We start from the raw sequence: 20,341 nt of genomic DNA on the forward strand, positions 1-20,341 counted from the left end.
TTTTTAGCTTGCTTTTAAATAATCTGACAATCTTAAAGACAGGGCAACCAGTGTTAGCGTTGGATTTGGAGCACCGGCCGTACTAAAGCAACCGGAACCGGCAATAAAGAGGTTATCAATACCATGAACTTTACAATTTTCATCTACCACTCCTTTATTGCGATCTTCGCTCATTCGTGTAGTACCCATATGATGCCAACCTCCACCTAACTGATCTGGCATTGCGTTGTCGTTTTCATCCCATAGGAATTCCTCTAATTTTATTCTTCCAACACTTGCCTTACCCATTTGTTCACCAAGGATGTGGTACATTTTTCTGATACTGTATTTATCCAGCTCGGTTAATTCCCAATGCAGTTGGGGTCTGGGCACACCCAGTGCATCCTTTTCATCGGAGAGCATTATTCTGGAATTACGGTTCGGGGCCTGTTCCATGCGTGTGAATAATTCAAAAGCCCTGTTTCCGCTATCATCCTTCCAAGCCTGGTTTTTCTCTCTGGATTTTCTGAAATTTGCTACTAAATTATCGAAGGATTTCCTTGGATCTTCATTGCTCCAGACATCTATCAGTGGCGTCTGCTGTTTTGCTATAATCAGTGGTGTTAATGAAGCAGAACCATTTAGAATACGATTTTCCTCTTGAATACCTTCGGTCAGTGTCAATTCTGCTCTTGGTTTACGGGTGCCGTAATCAAAAGTGTATAACTCGGTTGAAAATGGTTTTTTGAGCCATAATTGGGCAGACTTAATTTCCAGATGTTCCATAAAATAACGCCCGACAAGATCCCTGTCATTGCCTATGCCTTTTTTGGCCACTCCTCTTGATGCCAGTAACATCCTTGCATTTTGTATAGCACCACATGCCAAGACAAAATTTTTAGCCCTTACTTTATGGGTTTTTCCCTCATGATTTTTTATTATTAGTTCCTTTATGCCGTTAACTTCATTATTTGCCACAATATTGGTAAGATTGGCATAGGTGTACAGATGTATATTAGCTGATTTAACAATAGTTTCTTTATATGTTTTACCAAATCGGGTAGGGGGGCTAAATTGCCACATTTTTGACCAGATAATGTTCTTGTCCAGCGGAAAAGGGGTGAGTCCCGGGTACTTTTTTTGCCAGTATTGCAAGTCGTAATTATAAGCATCTAATTCAAATAAATCTTGGGCTTTAGTGTAAAAGGGCACAAGATCATCCAATGTAATAGGCCAACCACTATCTGGCACCCAACTTCTTATTTTAAAATCTATGGGATCCAGGGGGGCGCACATACCTCCCCAATGACCTGTTGTCCCTCCAAACAAGTGAAGCCTGCATGAGCGCAAAGGATAATACCTCTGTCCCGTTGATTTTCCGGAGTACAGATCCTGAATTTCGTTGTCATATTCAAAACCTCCACCTTCCAGAAGGATTACTTTTTTGCCACTTTTATTCCAGTCCAGTGCCATACTGATACCTGCCGCACCGGCACCAACAATACAAAGATCTCCTTCAATTAAGGTGTTGTTATCAAGTTCTCTGGCGTCTAAATGCATAAATTCTAATTTGCTTCCGAGATTGATAAAAGGGCACATTGTCTGGCTTCAGTTATAGAAAGTAACCAGCCATCAATAAGAATCGTATTGCCAGTGTTAAAGTCTTCCGCCACTTTAGTTTTCAAGCCTGTTTTAATTTCGGTGTGGTGAACTTCTGCATCTTTGAGCAACAATTCTTCCAAATATTTTTTATTATTCTCATCGGTTAACTTCCGATACTGCTTTCCAATAGTAATTAAAGTTTTTCGATCGCATATTTCTGTAAGGTCTGAAGGGTACATCAGATCTCCAACTGCTGCAGATTTAAATTTATAATACCAATAGGCAACTAAGCTTATAAATAAACCAAGAAGCGACAATAACAGGAACTTTCTTCTCTTCATTATGGCTACCTTATGAGGAATTATTTATAATTACCAATTTGAAATACTATTATTTATTGTATTTAAAAACTCCTTTAAAAATATTATGGAACTTAATATTAAAGGTAATAAAAATGGTGGGTTAACTGTTATTATAAATAGACATACGGCCTAATTAGAATCAGGTATTTAAGGCGTTTAACACTCTTTCCGGAGTAAAAGGTAAATGCCTGAGGTGTTTACCGGTTAATTTAAGGAAGGCGTTGGCAATGGCACAGGCAACTAATGGAGTGCCAGATTCACCCACTCCCCGGGGTGTTTCACGAGATTCAATCATTTCAGTTTCTACGCTTTCAGGAATATCTGACATTCTCAATATTTCATAATCATTGAAGTTGGACTGTTGTACCTGTCCATTAACTATGGTCAGCTGCTCTTTAAGTACACTGCTAATACCCATTAATATGCCACCTTCCATTTGTGCCCTAACATTATCTGGCTGTATTACTATTCCCGCATCACTTGCAGTCCAAAAATGATGTACATTTATTTTGCCGGTTTTTCTATCCACGGAAATTTCACAAACACCTGTGCTTAATGTACCGCTTCGCTCTAAAAAAGCAATCCCTTTGGCACGGTTATCAGCAATATTTGAATGCCAATCAGACATGGCTATAGCTTTCTCTAATGTTGCAAGGCCCCTTGGTGATTTACGCAATAAAATCCTTCTAAAATCGGCAGGATCTTTCTTGAAATAAGCAGCTATTTCATCGACCATGCACTCTATCGCAAATTTGTTGGGGCCGTGGCCCACCGAACGCCAGTGCTTTAGCCTTATACCTTCAGAAACTTCCCGCCATTCTGCATATTTATTAGGAATATCATAATAATCAATTCGGATACCGCTGGCAACCAAATTACCACCATCTCCAACCACACAATGTGAAAAACCTGTTATATTCCCGTGAGCATCTGCAGAGGCTTTTAGTCTTTGCAGAGTTAAAGGCCTATAGGCACCATAACTAACGTCATCTTCACGTGTCCAAATTAATTTTACCGGTCTGGGAGCAACCTCTCTGGCTAAACCTGTTCCTTCCAAAACAAAATCTGTCATACTTCTTCTGCCAAAGCCACCCCCCAAATACTGCAGATTTATTTTTACATTTTCTGCCGGAATCCCCAGGTACTTGGGAACTCCAAGTTTAGAATCAAAACCCTGCTGACTTCCAACCCAAACCTCAGCTGAGTTTCCATCTGTCCCAACCTGCACTACGGCATTAAGAGGTTCCATTTGGGCGTGATAGACATAATCATTTTTAAAATCAACACTAAAGGTTTTTGCTGCTGATTTAATGGCGCCAATAACATCTCCTTCATTCGTAATCACTTTACCTGCTGATTTCCCTGAGGCTATTTTTTCATATTTTTTATAACACTCCTGAGAATTGAAACCGCTTGCAGAAGATTCACTCCAGGTAATATTAAGCCGTTTTTTGGCAGCAAGAGCCTGATCTAAAGTTTCTGCAACTATGCCAATGGCATAATCAAAGGGTACTATTTTCAGCACCCCTCTTAAGGCCAGGATTTCAGATTCATTATTCAGGGTTGGTCGTGCTCCATGGAGATTACCGCGCTCCAGTACCCCATAGAGCATTTCTGGTAATTGAATATCAATGGCAAACTGGGTGGTTCCCTTTACCTTTTCGGGAATATCTACGCGTGGCCGGTCTATCCCTATAAACCGATAGTTTTTAGGATCTTTGAACTCTGATTCTGAGAATTCCGGTAGCTTTTCGGGCATATTCAGAAAGGGAATCAAATTACCATACCCAATCCTTTTGTTATCCCGCCCGTTAATTACTTCACCATTGGAAGTGCTAAGCTCCTCCATAGGTACTTTCCAATGCTCGGAGGCACTATACATTAAAATATAACGGGCCTGAGCACCGGCCTGCCTCATTATGGAGTAGTAACCATAGGTTATCATACTACCGGCTGAAAGCATTACCTTATTATTTGGGCTCCATTTATCCGATCCGTATATATGGGATTCCTGTGGCGAGAACTCTACAGAGATCTTAGACCAATCTGCATCCATTTCTTCTGCAAAGATTGCAGGTAATGAGGTCATGGATCCCTGGCCCATTTCAGCCGCGGGATTATATATAGTAATCTGGCCGTCTTCAGCTAATTTCACCCAAGCTGTTAGCTGATGTTTTTTTAAAAGTTTTTGTACCTCCTTGTTGTTTTTACAGGAAATCATTTGAGGCAGGAGACCGGAAACACCAATAAATAAGGCAACCTCACCTGAGGTTTTAAGAAATTCTCTTCTACTTACTGCTTTACTCATTAGTTCCGTAAAAAATTTATAGCTTGAAAACGATTTAAGTATTTACTGATGTTTTTTTGCTGCTATTTCAATAGCTTTTACAATGCGCAAATATGTGCCACAACGACATAAATTTCCATTCATATAAGCTTTTATCTCTTCCTTTGTTGGATTGGGATTTTCCGCAAGCAGGGCCACAGCCTGCATTATCTGACCTGATTGGCAATAGCCACATTGCGGGGCTTGAGCCTCTATCCAGGCTTTCTGAACCGGATGATCACCATCATCTGACAAGCCTTCTATTGTAATAATTTTTTGATTTTTGTTTAAACCACTCATTGGAAGTGCACATGATCTCATTGGCTGGCCGTCCACATGCACGGTGCAAGATCCACATAAGGCGATACCGCAGCCGTATTTTGTTCCCGTCAGTCCAAGATGTTCCCTCAATACCCAAAGCAATGTAGTATCCTCATTAAGATCTACAACATACGTTTTATTGTTAATATTTAAAGATTGAGAAGCCATGCCAGCTTTTAATAGTGCAGGATTAAATTACTTAAAAAAATCTAAGAAATAGGTGCTGAACTAATTTTATTTATAGGATTTGTATTTGTCTATAAAGCGATTCAGTATTTCTTTCGGCACCGGGGTATTCATTTGACGAATTTCCCTGATCAGATCTTCAGCTTCTTCAGGCAGGAAATAACCGGCATGTTTATAAATTTTGACACGCAAAATAAATTCATCAGCATCGGCTTCCGGGTGAAATTGAGTGGCATATATATTTTTTTTTATTCGAAACATCTGGACCGGACAGGAATCTGAAGATACCAGGAGAACAGCACCAGAAGGAATTGTATCGCAAGCTTCTTTATGGCCTACCATTGCGGTAAAATTCTTTGGCAGGCCTTTTAAAAGAGGATCTTTCATGCCTTCGTTTGTTATCCATACATCAACACTTCCTATGGGTTCAGAAAATTTATTAGATATTGTTGCACCGCAATATCTACCCAAAAGTCCATTTCCTGAACAGGCACCAAGAAATGGGAAATCCTGAGGAATCAGCTTGTCAAAAAGAGCAGTAAAAAATAATTCAACCCTTCTTTGGACGACACTTTTATTGGCTTCCGGGATGCTCACATCAAACGGGCTGCCACCGGCAATTATGGCAGAGTAGTTATGAAGATTAATGTCGGGTATGCTATTTTGTTCTACCCTTACCCGATGCACCTCATCTGCTGTTAAACCTCCGACCCTCAAAATAGCCTCAAACTCACTGTCGGAAGTTTCGTTTTCTGGTCGCATTTGTAGAATAAGAAATTTTTTCACGAAATCTCTTTTTAAGAATCTGCAATATTCAGTTTACATTGATTTTCCAATGCTGACTTTTATAATGACTACAGTAATAAATTATCAGCGCACCCCGTTCACATTCATTTCCAGGGTATAAACTGAATTCATTGCGGTAATAAAAAGTATATTTTGACTGGGCCCACCAAATGTAACATTGGCTGTCCATTTTTGGGGTACCGGAATTTGAAGTATTTCTTCCCCTTTTTTATTAAATACTGTTACGCCATTGCCGGTCAAATAAACATTACCCTGGTTGTCTATTGTCATCCCGTCTGAACCCATTTCTGTAAAGAGTGTTTTATTACTGAGATCACCATTTTCCGAAATAGTAAAACTATATGTTTTTTTATCGCCTATGTCTGCGATATAGATCATTTTACCATCTGGAGTTCCTATTATTCCATTGGGTTGTACCAAGTCATCGGCTACAATGCGCAACTCATTAGTATCAGGGGTCAAATAATAAACACGTTCTTTTTCAATTTCTTTTTCCTTACGTTCCCAATACGGTCTTTGATAATAAGGATCTGTAAAATAAATACCCCCCTTTGCATCTACCCAAAGGTCATTGGGGCCATTGAGTTTTTTTCCTTGAAATTCGTCTACCAGCACTGTTGGCTTTTTAGCCTTATCTATTCTCCAAAGTTCAAATTTTTCATCGGCGCAGGCCAAAAGATTGCCATCGTGATCAAAATAAAGGCCATTTGCTCTACCGGCATCTTCCATATACACAGAGACCGAATTATCTAAGGCCGTCCATTTTAGAATTTGATTATTAGGCTGGTCCGTGAAGTATATATCACCATTTTTATCTACTGCCGGGCCTTCGGTAAATTTGTAATCTGCAGCAACCAAAGTGAGGTTGGCCTGATCGGCCACTAGTTCTTGTTTTTGGGCTTTACATCCTATAGCTAAAAGTAAGATCAGGATTGCATTTAAATGTTTCATTGACTTGTTTTTAATAGAATAATAAGAGTTAATTTCCAGTCCATCCCGGTCCGCGAACTACCCTGCCGGGGAAAGCACCAGTATGTTCTCCGTCTTTGAGCACCTGGGTTCCATTTACAAATACATGTTTCATCCCCGTTGCATATTGATGTGGTTTGGCAAAAGTAGCGTTGTCTTTAATTGTATTGGCGTCAAAAACTACAATGTCTGCATAATATCCTTCTTTTAGAGCGCCCCGATGCTTTAGTTTTAAATTGTTTGCAGGAAGCGAAGTAAGTTTATAGATAGCTTCCTCCAATGGAATAACTTTTTCGTCGCGCACAAAATGTCCTAATAAGCGTGCAAAGGATCCATAAGCTCTCGGATGCGTACTTTGTTCTAAAAACACGCCTTCAGTAGTATAGGATCCTGCATCAGAACAGATGGCCATATAGGGTAGGGCCAGTTTCTTTTTAATATTCTCTTCAGACATTGAGAAATAAACCACCTGAATTCTGCTATCGTCTTCCTGTATTAAGTCAACTACGGCCTCGGCAGCGGTAATATTTCTTTCCTTAGCTATTTCGGCAAGGGTTGTACCTATAAGGTGCCTCATTTGTTTATTTCTGAACCCAACTAAAAGGATCTTTTCCGGTGGTACATGAAATTTTATTTCCTGAATCATCTGCCTCCTTTTTGCCGATTGCGATATCAGTTCCATTGTTTTGCTATGCCCACCTTCTTTTGCCCATGAAGGCAATAAAATATTTAGACCTGTGGAACTGGCATTGTACATATACATATCAGTAGTTATTGGCAGACCTTGTTTACGGGCGTTATCCACCAGCTGTATTGCACTGTCCAGTAAATGCCAGTTAGCGGTGCCTGAGGCTTTAAAGTGATATATTTCGGAGCGTACCCCGGCCTCCTTAGAAATAGTTATTAGTTCCTGAATGGCCTCTAAAAGGTTTTCTTCTTCATCCCTGATATGGGAAACATACATTCCACCATAGTCTGCGGCAACTTTGGCTAATTCAATAATTTCTTCCGTTTTTGCATGTCCGCTAGGCACATAAATTAATGATGTTGATAGACCTACTGCACCTTCCTCCATAGCCTGTTTTGTCAGCTCTTTCATTTTTTCTAATTCAGCTGTGTCTGGAGGCCTGGTTTCGTAATTCATAACATATTCCCTTAAGGTTCCATTCCCAACAAAAGAAGCAATATTTGTAGATACACCTTTTTTTTCGAGAAACTCCATGTATTCTCCAAGGGTACTCCAATTAATTTCGTAATTAATATTTTGTTGTGTTTCTTTCATTTCCAGTTTCATAGCCTCGTTTAACGGGCCCATGGAATGCCCTTCACCCATAACTTCAAGGGTTACCCCTTGTCTGATATCCCCTTGTGATCTTCCATCTTCAATCAGCGAAACATTGGCCCAACTTAACATATTAATAAACCCGGGAGCAACGGTGAGTCCGATTGCATCTATTTCCAATGAGCCAGCAGCATTTTTTAAATCGCCAACCGCAGCTATGGTGTCCGCATTAATTGCAATATCTCCTTTAAATGACGGTTCACCTGATCCGTCCATAATTATACCATTTCTGATGACCAGATCATAAGACTTATGGTGCTCACAACTTATGAACAAGCCTATGACCAGTAAAGCTAATACAATTGGTTTCAATTTCATTCTATACATTTAGTTTGCTATTATACTGTTTCATTTTTTCCGGTGCGTTTCAGCTATATAATTTAATAATACCCAAAATGCCAACACCTAGAATACTCAATATACTTATCCATAGCGCAAAATCATAAAAAAATCCGTGTTTGAAAAGCGGTTGTGTTCTAAAGTATCGAAAGTGGATTACCGCAAAAACTACCAGAAAAAGTAGGAATGAACCAACAATACCGCCTGTTAACACCATAAGAACAGGTAACTTAATGAATACAAAAAGCAAGGCCCACAATAAAGGGATTACCCATGCAAGAACTGCAATTGTTTTTTTACGTTGCTTAAAGTTAGAAAAACTGATCCATCCTATTTGCCCAAATATATCGGTAATCTGTCTGGTCCATGCCGCCAAAGCAGCGAATAGGGTAGAGAATAAGGTGATAAACGCTCCTATAAGAAACGCAGATTTTGCATAAGGTCCTAAAGATTCAGTATACATGGCAGACAGCGTCTCTACCATTGCATATCCTTCAGGCACAAAACCCTGAGCATGAAGCACAGCCGCTCCAAGTAAATAGAAAGCGGCAGTTACAGATGTATATATGCACATGGCAATAATCGCATCCAATTTCATAACTTTTAACCATCCCTCGGCCCTTGACTTCCATTCTTCAGAATTGTCATTCTTACCTGTAAAAGCCGCGTAGCCTTTTTCAAGGCACCAATAGTTGTAATGTATTATCTCATCTCCACCGACACCTGTTATCCCAAAAGCCCCTATGGCAACCGCTACGGCTTCTTTCGGCAAATTAAATTGAAGCCCGCTCCATATACTTTCAAAAGATATCTGATAAGGTGTAAACTTTAGAAAATAAAGGGAAGCAAATGTGAAAATTGTAAAGAACCCGATCATGCTTAGGGAAAATTTTTCAATAAAAGAATAATACCCCCTGTAAATCATCAATGCAACGATTATTGCTATTCCAAAACAAAAGACCGGAACACCAATTCCCGGAACGGCTATGTTTAATATTATGGCCACACCACCTACGATACCTCCAACTTGCAAAAGTTTTATGGTCATTACGGCCAATACCGTCCAGACTGTCCACCTGGCTTTGCCGAAAACAGGCCCCGGAAGCTTATTAAATGCCTGCATAGCGGTTTCCCCAGTCAGGATTGTATGTTTTCCAAATTCTAATTGGACCGCTACTTTCACTAAACAGCTAACAATAATCACCCAAAATGTAATAAATCCGGCTTCTGCCCCAAGAGTTGTTGTAGCTATTAATTCTCCAGAACCTACTATGGAAGCAGAAAGTATAAAGCTGGGTCCAAGAAATTTCAGACGTTCCCTGAAAGTAGAAGGAGGATGTTTTATTTTATCTTGGGATAGTAAATAGGGGTCTAATGATTCGGACATTGCTATTTTATTCGCCTATTACATTAATGTCTATGAAAGGTTTTTTAAATAGGCCATATTATGCTTCATGCTTTCCAAAGGATTGCTGGCATATTCTTCCTGTTCTATGAAGATATGTTTTACACCTGAAGCTTTTTTATGAGCCATCATAGACGGAATATCCAGGCCGCCTTTGCCAAATTCTGTGCTTTCTTTTTTATTCATGTCCATATCCTTAAGGTGCCATAAAGGAAATCTCCCCGGATACTTTTTAAAATAGTCCAATGGGTCCTTGCCGGCCACAACCACCCATCCGAGATCTAATTCCATATGAACAAGATCTGCTTCGGTATTTGAGAGGAGAACATCATAAAGAACCTTGTTATTTTCAGTTTCAAATTCATATTCATGATTGTGATAACCGAATTTAAGCCCCAATTTTTTACATGCTTCACCGGCCTTATTAAATTCTTCAGCTACCTTTTTATAATTATCTACATTCTGTCCTTCACTGGGCATTGAAGAGCAGATAAGATATTCTTGTCCGGATTCTACTGCTTCTTCCATGGTTTGCTGCCACTTATCATCTAAATGTACGTGTCCGCTCTTTAGGTTCATATCCAGGTGATCACAAACAGATTTCATCTCCGCGGGGCCGAGACCGTAGTAGTGGCCTTTCTGACTTCTGGCTGTTTCAATTTCCTTGAAGCCAAGAGAAGCAATTTGTTTTAATGTAGCAATTGCATCCTGAGCCATTTCATTGCGAAAAGAATACAATTGAACTCCAAAATTTTGCGATTTATTTGGCGCATAAGTAAAGGAAGGTAGAAGTAATGATCCGGCAGTAAAAGCCGTGGATCGAAGTAAAAAATCTCTTCTGGATTGCATGATGTTCTTGTTTTAATTAAGGTAGTTGTATTCTTCTAAATTAGTCTAAATTTTCCATACACCTTTATCAATGGTATTTGTATTTTTACCCAAATACCCGTTCTATGAATAAAAGAGAATTACAACTTAAGGCTTTTGATCGCTTACTTACTATAATGGATGAGCTCCGGGAGCAATGTCCATGGGATAAAAAACAGACACTTCAAACACTGCGGCATCTTACCATTGAAGAGACTTATGAATTGGGTGATGCAATCCTGGAAAATGATCTTAAGGAAGTGAAAAATGAGCTTGGAGATCTTTTGTTACACATTGTTTTTTATGCAAGAATAGGATCCGAAACCAATAGTTTTGATATTGCCGACGTTGCTAATTCTATTTGTGATAAACTAATTAACCGACACCCACATATCTATGGAGATGTGTCTGTTACCAGCGAAGAGGATGTTAAAAGGAATTGGGAAAATATTAAACTAAAGGAAGGTAAAAAAAGTGTTCTTGAAGGGGTTCCAAATAGTCTTCCAGCATTGGTTAAAGCCAATAGAATTCAGGAAAAAGTTGCTGGCGTTGGATTTGATTGGGAACGACCAGAGCAAGTTTTTGAAAAGGTTAATGAAGAATTATCAGAATTGCAGGAAGAAGTGAATGCAGGGAACAGAGATAAATTGGAAGCTGAATTTGGAGATGTACTTTTCTCTATAGTGAATTATGCCAGATTTCTGGATGTTAACCCGGAAAATGCCCTGGAAAGAACCAATAAGAAATTTATTAAACGTTTTCAATATCTGGAGAGCAAGGCTAAAGAACAGAAAAGAACACTAAAGGATATGTCACTGGCCGAGATGGATGTCTTTTGGGAGGAGGCTAAAAAAATATAGGCTTTACGCAGACCAACAGCTTATAAATTTCTACCTCTTATGATATTGAGTCACTTTCTCTTGAAACGGGGTGATCAGAGGTTCTGCAATACTCTAATTAAACCAATCCTAAATCCTATCTTTGCTGCTTCAAAAAACAGCCAGTTTTGTTGCAACAGTATACCAAGGAATTCAGATACAATATAAGGCTAGCTGTACCTGTTATACTAGGAATGCTTGGGCATACTTTTGTTGCCTTCGCAGATAATATTATGGTAGGGCAGCTGGGTACTGCAGAATTGGCCGCCGTTTCTTTGGGAAATAGTTTTGTTTTTATAGCCATGTCTTTGGGAATAGGATTTTCAACGGCAATTACCCCGTTGGTTGCTGAGGCTGATGGCGCTGGCAATAAGGCTGAGGGGAAAAGTGCTTTAAAGCACGGATTGATACTTTGTACTATACTCGGATTAGTTCTTTTTGGCCTTATTCAATTGGGAAAACCTTTACTTTATTTAATGGACCAACCACCTGAGGTGGTGGAGTTGTCTATCCCTTATTTAGATCTGGTGGCTTTTTCATTGGTTCCGTTGGTTATGTTTCAGGCGTATAAACAATTTTCAGAAGGACTGTCTCAAACCAAATATCCAATGTATGCAACTATTGCAGCTAATGTGGTTAATATCGTCCTTAATTACCTGCTTATTTTTGGTGCATTAGGTTTTCCAAAGCTCGGAATTATAGGTGCCGCCATTGGGACTTTAGCCGCACGAATAATAATGTTGATAATGCTTTGGTATTTATTGGATAAGAAGAAAAAATTTCACGATTACGTTACAGGGTTTAACTTCAAAAAGATTGAAAATAAGGTAATTCACAAGATCATTAATCTTGGATTTCCATCGGCTTTACAAATGTTTTTCGAAGTAGCCATATTCACAGCGGCCATTTGGTTGAGTGGCGTTTTAGGCAAAAATCCACAAGCCGCTAATCAGATAGCATTAAATCTGAGCAGCATGACATTCATGTTTGGCATGGGATTAGGAGTTGCGGCAATGATTCGTGTTGGAAATCAGAAAGGGCTTAAAAATTTTACAGATTTAAGACGAATTGCTCAATCTATTTTTCTCCTCACATTTATAATTGAGATTGTCTTTGCCATACTTTTCCTTTTAGGACGGCATTGGTTTCCTACCATTTACCTGGATGTTAACGACCCAATAAACCAGGCAGATAATTTGGAAGTAATTCTTCTGGCCTCACAATTACTTCTGGTAGCGGCATTTTTCCAGATTTCAGATGGTTTTCAGGTGGTTATTCTTGGTGCTTTAAGGGGTTTACAAGATGTAAAAGTCCCAACTTTTATTACTCTTATTGCTTATTGGTTGATAGGCTTTCCTATATGCTATTACCTGGGTTTACATACAGAATTGAAGAGTACAGGCATATGGATAGGGTTGCTGGCGGGCTTGACGGCATCGGCAATTATGTTGTATATTCGATTTAACAAAATGACCAAAAAACTTATAAATTCTTAGGACCTTTACTTATTTCTATATTTATGCAAGTCATTGGTAAATTTTATTACCAGATAAATAAAAAAACAAATTGATCTATGCAATTTCCAAAATTTTTACTTGGCGATAATACAGATTACCCTACCGCGATATTTGTTGTACACACCGAATATCCAAGGTTTATTTTGAACCTTGAAAATGACGAGGTTGAATGGCTTGAAGATTTCACTGCTGAAGATGAAAAAGAGTTGTCTGATGAAGCAGAAAAATTAATTGAAGCGGCTACGGCATTTTATGATAGGGAAATAGCGAGATACGAAGATTAAGATGTTAGAAGAATTAGTACATCTCGACAAGGAAGTATTCCTTTATCTCAATAACCTGGGAACTTCTGAATGGGATGCCTTTTGGATGTTTCTTACCAATAAGTGGAGCGCCATTCCCTTATATTTTTTATTGCTAATACTTTCATTTAAACAATATGGAATAAAGAAAATGATTATCCTGGTTATTGCTGTGGCCTTATTGATTACCGCTACGGATCAATTATCTAATTTTTTTAAATATGGTGTTCAACGCTTACGTCCTTGTTATGACCCGGACGTAAACCAATTGATGCGTCTGGTAAAAGACTATTGCGGAGGAAAATTCGGCTATTTTTCTGCTCACGCCGCCAATACTTCTGCACTGGCTTTATTCTTTACTTTTCTTTTTAACGCTACCTACAAATATATTGGTGTCTTTTTAATTGTTTGGGCCCTCTTTGTGTCTTATAGCAGAATTTATATTGGGGTACATTTTCCATTAGATATTATTACAGGAATGGTTGTAGGAGCACTCTTTGGTTGGCTATTTGCTAAGTTATATATCTTTGCAATTCACAAATATCGTATATGATTTCAAATACGAAGTATTGGTTTTTTCTCTTGCTTACTATCCTGGTATATCTGGCGGGAATGTTCGTAACACTTTTTGAATATGATTCCGCTCAGTTTGCTGTTATGGCAATGCGAATGGTACAGGAAAATGACTTTATAAATTTGTTCAAAGGCCCGGAGGAGTATTTAGACAAACCTCATATGCACTATTGGCTCGCAGCCATTGCTTTTAAAATTTTCGGTCTTTACGATTGGGCCTATAGAATTCCCGGTATCCTGGCAACATTGCTAGGTGCATATAGCTGCTATGGCTTAGGTAAGGTGTTGTATAACAAGGAAGTAGGTAAAATAGCTTCACTTATATTTATGACAGCACAAACCATCATGCTGTCTAATATTGACGTTCGGACTGATGCTGTTCTTACCGGATTTACCGCTTTTGCCATTTGGCAACTGGCAGCTTATATAGAAAAAAATTCCTTGAAAAACTTACTTCTGGGTGCGTTTGGTGCCGGAATTGCTTTTTCTACAAAAGGGCAGATTGCACTATTAGTCATAGGTCTTCCAATACTTTGCCATTTAGGTTATAGCAATAAATGGAAATTGCTGTTCAGTTGGAAGGTATTAGCTGCATTGGTAGTATTTGGATTAACTATTTCTCCAATTCTTTATGCCTATTACCTGCAATTTGATTTGCATCCGGAAAAAATAATCCGAGGCAAAGATCACAGAAGTGGTATTCTCTTTATTCTCTGGGAGCAAAGTTTTGAACGATTAAGCGGAGAAGGGGTAGGAAAGAACAGCAGCGATTATTTTTTCTTTTTCCATACTTTTTTATGGGTATTTCTTCCATGGACAATACTAGGTCTTGCTGCTTATTGGACACGGGTCAAGGCATTTTTTAATACTAGATTCAGGAGAGATTCGGGCCTGGAGTTTCTTACAATAGGGGGTATTACATTAATTTTTTTAATAATAAGTTTTGCACAATTTAAATTACCACACTACTTAAATATAATGATTCCTTTGTTCGCGGTACTCTCGGCTTCCTTTGTGCAGGATTTAATCAGTTCTGCAAAAGTAAAAAAGATGAAAGTATTTCTTGGACTTCAATATTTTATTCTGGGTCTGGTGGTAACTACAACGGTTCTGATCTGTTTTTTTGTGTTTAAAATTTCAAACTGGTATGCCTATGTTTTATTATTATCAGCTTTTGTCCTCATAGGATATTTCTGTTTGAAGCAGCAGGAATATGGCCTTCGATTATTAACTATCTCGCTATACAGTTCTCTTCTTCTAAATGCTGTTTTGAATTTACATTTTTATCCATCTTTATTAAAGTATCAGGCAGGCTCTACTATCTCAGGTATTGTTGCTGAAAATGACATTCCGCCTGATCAGATATACAAAATTACCGCCGGGCCTTCATGGGCCCTGGATTTTTATAACCAACACCCCGTTAAAATTACTGAGGTCGCAAATTTACCTGATATTGGAGCTATATGGGTTTATGGCACAGATGACGATCTTAAAAAACTAAAAGAGTCCGGTTTGCGTTGGGACAGACATTTCACCGCAGATCAATTCAGGATAACGCGTTTGCAGCCAAAGTTTTTAAATCCTTCCACGAGGAAGCAAGTGCTAAACAGCATGCATTTAATTCACCTGATCGAGTAAATTTTAAGCCGGTATCTCTTTCAATTCGGGTTTTCTAAAATGGTAAATAATTCCTAAAAGCGAAACTGTTGCGGTTATTAGGAAAAACAGCATGCTAATACTTACTGAGGTATTCTCACCTAATCCCAACCAAAGTGCACCGTAGTAGAAAACAACTTCCCTGCTACCTATTCCGCCTATTGTCAATGGTAAAACAGAAACAATAGACGATATTAGGAAAATAAACAAATAAGCAATGTTATCGCCTTGCACATCTAAAGCCTGTAAAATAAATAAAACACTTACCAATTGAGCTAATTGGACCAAAGCCGAATACCCCAAAGATTTCCAGAAAACAGGATAAACGAATGAAAAAAATCTTTTATTAATAAGCCAAAAAGTAAGAATACTAAGCCCAATAGCAATTCCAAAAAGGAGTTTATAAGGCTGCAAACGGCCTTCACCTAAAAAAAGTGCAAGCATACAGCTGATCACAAAGATTAGCAAAAGTCCATTAAGCCGATCTAAAACAAGAATAGATATAACGCTCTTAGTCTTTACCTCATATTTTTTCTTTAATACATATCCTTTATAAGCGTCTCCCCCAATTCCACCTGGTAAAAACAAGTTATAAAACATGCCAAGGAGGTATAGTTTTAAATTGCTTAATTGAGTAAGAAATATCTTGATTTGATGAATATACAGGTTTAGGCGAAAGGCTGATAAAACCTTGGATAGGATAAAAAACAAAAGCGCTATAAACAGGTATCCTAAATTACTTCCCTTAAGTATATCCCATACTTCTTTGAATTGAATTTTGGTAAAAACAAAATACAGCAGAACAGAGCTAAAAAGGATTTTAAGGAGGGTAGTCCCTTTTTTACGATTATTGGCCACCTATAGATATACTTTTAATTCTGTAGGGCCTTTTATTTTGCGATTCGTAATACGTTCGAATGAGCAGTTCCATAACTATACCTATGGTAAATAGCTGAATACCGGCCAATATGAACATCATTCCAAAAATGAGCAGCGGCCTGGTTCCTATATCCTGTCCGAAACCTACTTTTACGATGAGCAAATAGATATTAATAAAGATTCCCAATATAATTAGCAATACTCCAAGAATACCAAATAAATGAATGGGTCGTTGGAAATATTTCCTTATAAAAAGGAGCAACATCATATCGGCCACAACTTTAAAAACACGTTCCAGTCCATATTTGGAAACTCCGGCATTTCTCGCATGGTGTTTTACAGGAACCTGTTTTATCTGAGCACCCTCCAAATAGGCCAATAAAGTAATGAAACGATGCATTTCACCGTAAAGATTCAAATCTTTGGCAATATCTCTGGTAAATACCTTTAGAGCGCATCCGTTGTCTTGGATGTCTAACTTTGTGACGCGTCTAACCATGAAATTAGCGATCTTGGATGGAATTTTCTTAACCAATGAATCCTTTCTTTTTTGCCGGATTCCTGTAACAACATCGTATTCCCCGCTCACTGCATATTCCAACATTTTAGGTATATCCTGAGGGTCATTTTGCAGGTCACCGTCCATGGTAATAATATACTCTCCTTTGGCATAATCAATGCCTGCAGCCAAAGCCAAACTTTGGCCATAGTTCTTTTTTAAAGCTATGAGGTGAACGTTAGGATCTTTCATCTCTTTTACCTTTTTGCGGGTAAGGTCTGTAGAAAAATCATCCACATATATAATCTGATAGAAATAACCCTGCAGACTCTCATTAATTTTAGATGTAAGAAGTTCTACATTTTCTTCTTCATTATAGATTGGAATAACAATAGATAAAAGAGAGAGCGTAACCGGCTTCATTGTGGTGGATAAATGTTGGGACAAATTTATACTTTTTATTTAAGTTCTTTCCTATACCCGGCCATTAGTACTTCGGCAGCCCTAAAAGGGGAGATTTTATCTTTTGAAACCTTCAATATCATAGTTTCCAGATTCTCTTTAACAGTCGACGTTTGGAAGAAGTGTTGCTTTAAAAGTTCATCTATAGCTTGCAAGAGCCAGTATTTATTCTGATTTTGTCTGTTCCTTTCAAAATACCCATTGTCTTTTGTGGTATTCAAAAATTGCACAATCATTTCCCATATTTCAATTATCCCTTTATTATCAATGGCTGAACAAGTGTTTACCTGAGGGGTCCATCCATTTTCTTTGGGAGGATAGAGCTGCAATGCTCTTTCAAATTGCACTTTCGCCAGTTGCGCTCTTTTTAGATTATCGCCTTCCGCCTTGTTTATGACAATCGCATCTGCCATTTCCATGATGCCCCTTTTTATTCCCTGAAGTTCGTCGCCTGCACCGGCTAACTTTAATAGCAGGAAGAAATCAACCATACTGTGCACTGCAGTTTCACTTTGTCCAACCCCAACAGTTTCTATTAAAACCACATCAAAACCGGCGGCTTCGCATAAGATAACTGATTCTCGGGTCTTACGGGCCACTCCTCCTAGAGATTCACCCGAAGGTGATGGTCGTATAAAAGCGTTAGGATCTTTAACCAGCTCCTGCATACGCGTTTTATCACCAAGGATACTTCCTTTGCTAAGCGTACTGGTGGGGTCTACAGCTAATACGGCAACTTTCTTGCCAAGGCTTGTTAGGGTTTTGCCGAAGATTTCAATAAAGGTGCTCTTACCAACCCCAGGTACACCAGTTATACCAATCCGAATACTATTGGATTTCTTTAAAAGGCAATTCTCAATTAAAGTATAAGCCTTCTTTAAATCTTCATTTCTGGTACTTTCAACTAAAGTTATAGCCCTTGCCAAAATGGCTTTGTCTCCATTTAGGACCCCACGGGTAAGATCCTCAACAGAGAGTTTCTTTTTGCGGTGTTTTTTTACCTGGCGTACTCCTTTTGTACCTTTATTTTTTTCCGTACTCAATGTTAGTTGTTAATTGGTACCCGGATTTTGGTTTTGTCCCAATCGAGACTGAGGTATAATTGCCCGGTTTCTTCAAAATTTATAGTCAAACTTTCAACTGTTTCCAACAAATTAATAACGGGTACCTCAACGTTAACAATGTCTTCTTCAGGGATACGTGTTGTTTCTTTTCCACCGCTACTCAGAGTAACTCCCCAATCCGGGACATTCTTGTTAAAAATTACCTGCCAGCTATCTTTACCCGGGATTGTCCAAAGGGAATAGGTGCCTGCCGGTAGTTCTTTATCGATGATATAAATTTTGGAATTAGTAGTAAAGGTAGTAGGCTCATTAGCACCAGTGCGCCATACGGTATCATAAGGCACAAGTTCACCAAAAATGACCCTTCCCTTTTTGAAGGGACTGCTGTATTTAAGTGTAAGGTCCATGCCATTTTCAGTATAAACAACGGTCTTTTGAGGACTGTTTTTCTTAGTTTGGTTTTTTAGATAGGGCATTCCCACAAAGTAAAAAAGTAAGGCCAATGCCGCCAATACGATCAAAATCCATTTTAATACTTTCATATTATATAAGTGCTGATTAGTTTGTCTAAGTTACTAAATCAAAAGTAAAAATTGCCTGGTTGTAATAGGTTTCTCCGGGATTTAGAATTGCCGAGGGAAATGACTTGATGTTGGGTGCATCAGGATAGTTTTGGGTTTCAAAACAAATAGCTGCAAATTCCGGAGGAGTATAAACAATAACAGCAGGTTGATTACTTTCCACTGTCATTCGCAGTCCTGAAACAGGGGAATATAATTCAGCCACTTTTTGGGCATTATCTGAAACCACATAAGGAGTATCCAATCGTTTTCCTGCTATCTCTTTTCTGGTAAGGAAGTCGTAATCCGTGTCTGTCACGGAAATCAGTTTTCCTGTTGGCAGCAAATTATCTTGAGTTTCTAATATTTCAGGACATTCCAGTTGCAGCTCATAGTGATCAATAGAATTGGTATGGTCCAGGCAAAAGTAGGAATGGTTGGTTAAATTTATTACCGTAGGCTTGTCCGTCACCGCTTCATGAATTATATGCAGCGAATTATCGATCAGTTTATAAGTCACACTTGCATTCAGGTTTCCCGGATAACCTTCTTCCATATGAGAGCTTTTGTATCTCAATTTCACCCAGGGATGTTCACTATTATCTACGGTTTCGAACTTCCAGTACTTTTGTGCGAAACCCTGCTTTCCACCGTGAAGATGCACACCATTTTTGGTATATAAATTATAGGTATTCCCATCTATCTGAAAGCCCCCGTTTGATATCCTTCCAGCATATCGGCCAACGCAGGCGCCTAAACATTTAAGATCGTCCAGATAACTTTCCGGGTGCTCCAGCCCTACAACCAAATTCAGCTCTTTTCCTTCCTTGTCTTTCACCAGAAGCTTTTGAATAATAGCACCGTAGTCCAGAACGCTTAAGGATATAAAATCGTTTTTAATTGTAACTTGTTCCAAGGGCGACCATTTAAATAGTTCTTAAAAATACTTGTTTTTTGCAACATGCAATATTTTCATGTCTCCTTTAGATAATTACATTCAAATACCCTTTTCAAACATACGTAAATCTACCATCAACGGTAAAGCAGGTAAAACTATTTTACATTGGATTCCCCCTTATTTTTCATTGATGCCGGAAACTTTCACAAACTTCATTATGGGCATAAACTTATCGGGTGTGATCACTATGGAAAGTCACTAAAAATACCTATTTATAGGTATTTTAATTATGCTTATCTCTGCGTAACTTTAAAACTGGAGTATTCTAAATAATTATGAACATAAAGAACGCAATTCATTTTTCAGGTATGTTGAAAAATGAGACAATTATCAATAAACTCAATTTTTAACCTAATAATTTATTCAAATGAAAACTGCAGAAACAGGTATCCCTTATTATACATTGCCGGGACGCAAATTAGAAGGCAAGCCTTACGCAGGCACAGCCAAAGTGAATGCGAGCGATGAACGAATTGATGTGCTCAAAG

19 protein-coding genes are annotated in these 20,341 nt (G+C 38.5%); 5 read left to right on the plus strand and 14 right to left on the minus strand.

What is annotated here, in order from left to right; translation table 11 throughout:
* Nucleotides 1–3: 3 nt before the first annotated feature.
* The 9 genes from WBM60_RS03820 to WBM60_RS03860 form a co-directional block, all read right to left on the minus strand.
* A complete protein-coding gene (locus WBM60_RS03820) occupies nucleotides 4–1,539 on the minus strand; it encodes an FAD-dependent oxidoreductase (protein WP_424259182.1) in 1,536 nt (511 codons plus the stop codon).
* Between the two features lie 5 nt (nucleotides 1,540–1,544).
* Complete coding sequence (locus tag WBM60_RS03825) at nucleotides 1,545–1,922, minus strand: hypothetical protein (RefSeq protein WP_424259183.1); 378 nt, start codon at nucleotides 1,920–1,922, stop codon at nucleotides 1,545–1,547.
* 160 nt (nucleotides 1,923–2,082) lie between these two features.
* On the minus strand, nucleotides 2,083–4,251 hold the full coding sequence (locus tag WBM60_RS03830) for a molybdopterin cofactor-binding domain-containing protein (RefSeq protein WP_424259184.1): 2,169 nt from the start codon (nucleotides 4,249–4,251) through the stop codon (nucleotides 2,083–2,085).
* A gap of 42 nt (nucleotides 4,252–4,293) precedes the next feature.
* Nucleotides 4,294–4,758 carry a (2Fe-2S)-binding protein gene (locus WBM60_RS03835; protein ID WP_424276583.1) on the minus strand — a complete coding sequence of 155 codons (465 nt, stop codon included), beginning with the start codon at nucleotides 4,756–4,758 and terminating at the stop codon, nucleotides 4,294–4,296.
* Between the two features lie 66 nt (nucleotides 4,759–4,824).
* A complete protein-coding gene (locus WBM60_RS03840; RefSeq protein ID WP_424260319.1) occupies nucleotides 4,825–5,562 on the minus strand; it encodes a glutamine amidotransferase in 738 nt (245 codons plus the stop codon).
* 84 nt (nucleotides 5,563–5,646) lie between these two features.
* A complete protein-coding gene (locus tag WBM60_RS03845) occupies nucleotides 5,647–6,534 on the minus strand; it encodes an SMP-30/gluconolactonase/LRE family protein (RefSeq protein ID WP_424282772.1) in 888 nt (295 codons plus the stop codon).
* 28 nt (nucleotides 6,535–6,562) lie between these two features.
* The gene (locus WBM60_RS03850) at nucleotides 6,563–8,212 is read right to left on the minus strand and encodes an N-acyl-D-amino-acid deacylase family protein (protein ID WP_424282773.1); all 1,650 of its coding nucleotides are present in this window, start codon (nucleotides 8,210–8,212) and stop codon (nucleotides 6,563–6,565) included.
* Nucleotides 8,213–8,261: 49 nt separating this feature from the next.
* Entirely contained in the window at nucleotides 8,262–9,620 is a 1,359-nt protein-coding gene (locus WBM60_RS03855) for an Nramp family divalent metal transporter (protein ID WP_424260313.1), read from the minus strand.
* 30 nt (nucleotides 9,621–9,650) lie between these two features.
* Nucleotides 9,651–10,487 carry a sugar phosphate isomerase/epimerase family protein gene (locus WBM60_RS03860; RefSeq protein WP_424277773.1) on the minus strand — a complete coding sequence of 279 codons (837 nt, stop codon included), beginning with the start codon at nucleotides 10,485–10,487 and terminating at the stop codon, nucleotides 9,651–9,653.
* A gap of 104 nt (nucleotides 10,488–10,591) precedes the next feature.
* On the opposite strand from WBM60_RS03860, the gene mazG reads away from it, so the two are divergent.
* The 5 genes from mazG (at nucleotide 10,592) to WBM60_RS03885 (ending at nucleotide 15,413) form a co-directional block, all read left to right on the plus strand.
* Complete coding sequence (gene mazG, locus WBM60_RS03865; protein WP_424260309.1) at nucleotides 10,592–11,365, plus strand: nucleoside triphosphate pyrophosphohydrolase; 774 nt, start codon at nucleotides 10,592–10,594, stop codon at nucleotides 11,363–11,365.
* A 146-nt stretch (nucleotides 11,366–11,511) separates the two neighbouring features.
* Complete coding sequence (locus WBM60_RS03870) at nucleotides 11,512–12,879, plus strand: MATE family efflux transporter (protein ID WP_424260307.1); 1,368 nt, start codon at nucleotides 11,512–11,514, stop codon at nucleotides 12,877–12,879.
* 77 nt (nucleotides 12,880–12,956) lie between these two features.
* The gene (locus WBM60_RS03875) at nucleotides 12,957–13,184 is read left to right on the plus strand and encodes a hypothetical protein (protein WP_299163751.1); all 228 of its coding nucleotides are present in this window, start codon (nucleotides 12,957–12,959) and stop codon (nucleotides 13,182–13,184) included.
* Between the two features lies 1 nt (nucleotide 13,185).
* Nucleotides 13,186–13,755, plus strand: coding sequence for a phosphatase PAP2 family protein (locus WBM60_RS03880; protein WP_424260305.1), 570 nt, complete (start codon nucleotides 13,186–13,188; stop codon nucleotides 13,753–13,755).
* On the plus strand, nucleotides 13,752–15,413 hold the full coding sequence (locus WBM60_RS03885; RefSeq protein WP_424276579.1) for an ArnT family glycosyltransferase: 1,662 nt from the start codon (nucleotides 13,752–13,754) through the stop codon (nucleotides 15,411–15,413). Before WBM60_RS03880 ends, WBM60_RS03885 begins: the two co-directional genes overlap by 4 nt.
* A 3-nt stretch (nucleotides 15,414–15,416) precedes the next feature.
* Here the strand turns inward: WBM60_RS03885 and WBM60_RS03890 are convergent, their stop codons facing one another.
* The 5 genes from WBM60_RS03890 to WBM60_RS03910 are packed head-to-tail and all read right to left on the minus strand — an operon-like array spanning nucleotide 15,417 to nucleotide 19,811.
* Nucleotides 15,417–16,289 carry a lysylphosphatidylglycerol synthase transmembrane domain-containing protein gene (locus tag WBM60_RS03890; RefSeq protein ID WP_424276578.1) on the minus strand — a complete coding sequence of 291 codons (873 nt, stop codon included), beginning with the start codon at nucleotides 16,287–16,289 and terminating at the stop codon, nucleotides 15,417–15,419.
* Nucleotides 16,279–17,232 (minus strand): glycosyltransferase family 2 protein, encoded by a 954-nt coding sequence (locus tag WBM60_RS03895; RefSeq protein WP_424262121.1) that lies wholly within the window; start codon nucleotides 17,230–17,232, stop codon nucleotides 16,279–16,281. Before WBM60_RS03895 ends, WBM60_RS03890 begins: the two co-directional genes overlap by 11 nt.
* A gap of 35 nt (nucleotides 17,233–17,267) precedes the next feature.
* Nucleotides 17,268–18,314 (minus strand): methylmalonyl Co-A mutase-associated GTPase MeaB, encoded by a 1,047-nt coding sequence (gene meaB, locus WBM60_RS03900; protein ID WP_424276270.1) that lies wholly within the window; start codon nucleotides 18,312–18,314, stop codon nucleotides 17,268–17,270.
* A 2-nt stretch (nucleotides 18,315–18,316) separates the two neighbouring features.
* On the minus strand, nucleotides 18,317–18,877 hold the full coding sequence (locus WBM60_RS03905; protein WP_424262113.1) for a DUF2911 domain-containing protein: 561 nt from the start codon (nucleotides 18,875–18,877) through the stop codon (nucleotides 18,317–18,319).
* Between the two features lie 25 nt (nucleotides 18,878–18,902).
* Complete coding sequence (locus WBM60_RS03910; protein WP_424282774.1) at nucleotides 18,903–19,811, minus strand: aldose epimerase family protein; 909 nt, start codon at nucleotides 19,809–19,811, stop codon at nucleotides 18,903–18,905.
* Nucleotides 19,812–20,341 lie beyond the last annotated feature (530 nt).

This window comes from Eudoraea sp. (assembly GCF_049669105.1).
Lineage (GTDB): Bacteria > Bacteroidota > Bacteroidia > Flavobacteriales > Flavobacteriaceae > Eudoraea.

Coding starts and splice junctions, on each gene's coding strand:
- WBM60_RS03820 (WP_424259182.1), bottom strand. CDS start 1,539: ATGCATTTAGACGCCAGAGAACTTGATAACAACACCTTAATTGAAGGA.
- WBM60_RS03825 (WP_424259183.1), bottom strand. CDS start 1,922: ATGAAGAGAAGAAAGTTCCTGTTATTGTCGCTTCTTGGTTTATTTATA.
- WBM60_RS03830 (WP_424259184.1), bottom strand. CDS start 4,251: ATGAGTAAAGCAGTAAGTAGAAGAGAATTTCTTAAAACCTCAGGTGAG.
- WBM60_RS03835 (WP_424276583.1), bottom strand. CDS start 4,758: ATGGCTTCTCAATCTTTAAATATTAACAATAAAACGTATGTTGTAGAT.
- WBM60_RS03845 (WP_424282772.1), bottom strand. CDS start 6,534: ATGAAACATTTAAATGCAATCCTGATCTTACTTTTAGCTATAGGATGT.
- WBM60_RS03850 (WP_424282773.1), bottom strand. CDS start 8,212: ATGAAATTGAAACCAATTGTATTAGCTTTACTGGTCATAGGCTTGTTC.
- WBM60_RS03855 (WP_424260313.1), bottom strand. CDS start 9,620: ATGTCCGAATCATTAGACCCCTATTTACTATCCCAAGATAAAATAAAA.
- WBM60_RS03860 (WP_424277773.1), bottom strand. CDS start 10,487: ATGCAATCCAGAAGAGATTTTTTACTTCGATCCACGGCTTTTACTGCC.
- mazG (WP_424260309.1), top strand. CDS start 10,592: ATGAATAAAAGAGAATTACAACTTAAGGCTTTTGATCGCTTACTTACT.
- WBM60_RS03875 (WP_299163751.1), top strand. CDS start 12,957: ATGCAATTTCCAAAATTTTTACTTGGCGATAATACAGATTACCCTACC.
- WBM60_RS03880 (WP_424260305.1), top strand. CDS start 13,186: ATGTTAGAAGAATTAGTACATCTCGACAAGGAAGTATTCCTTTATCTC.
- WBM60_RS03885 (WP_424276579.1), top strand. CDS start 13,752: ATGATTTCAAATACGAAGTATTGGTTTTTTCTCTTGCTTACTATCCTG.
- WBM60_RS03895 (WP_424262121.1), bottom strand. CDS start 17,232: ATGAAGCCGGTTACGCTCTCTCTTTTATCTATTGTTATTCCAATCTAT.
- WBM60_RS03905 (WP_424262113.1), bottom strand. CDS start 18,877: ATGAAAGTATTAAAATGGATTTTGATCGTATTGGCGGCATTGGCCTTA.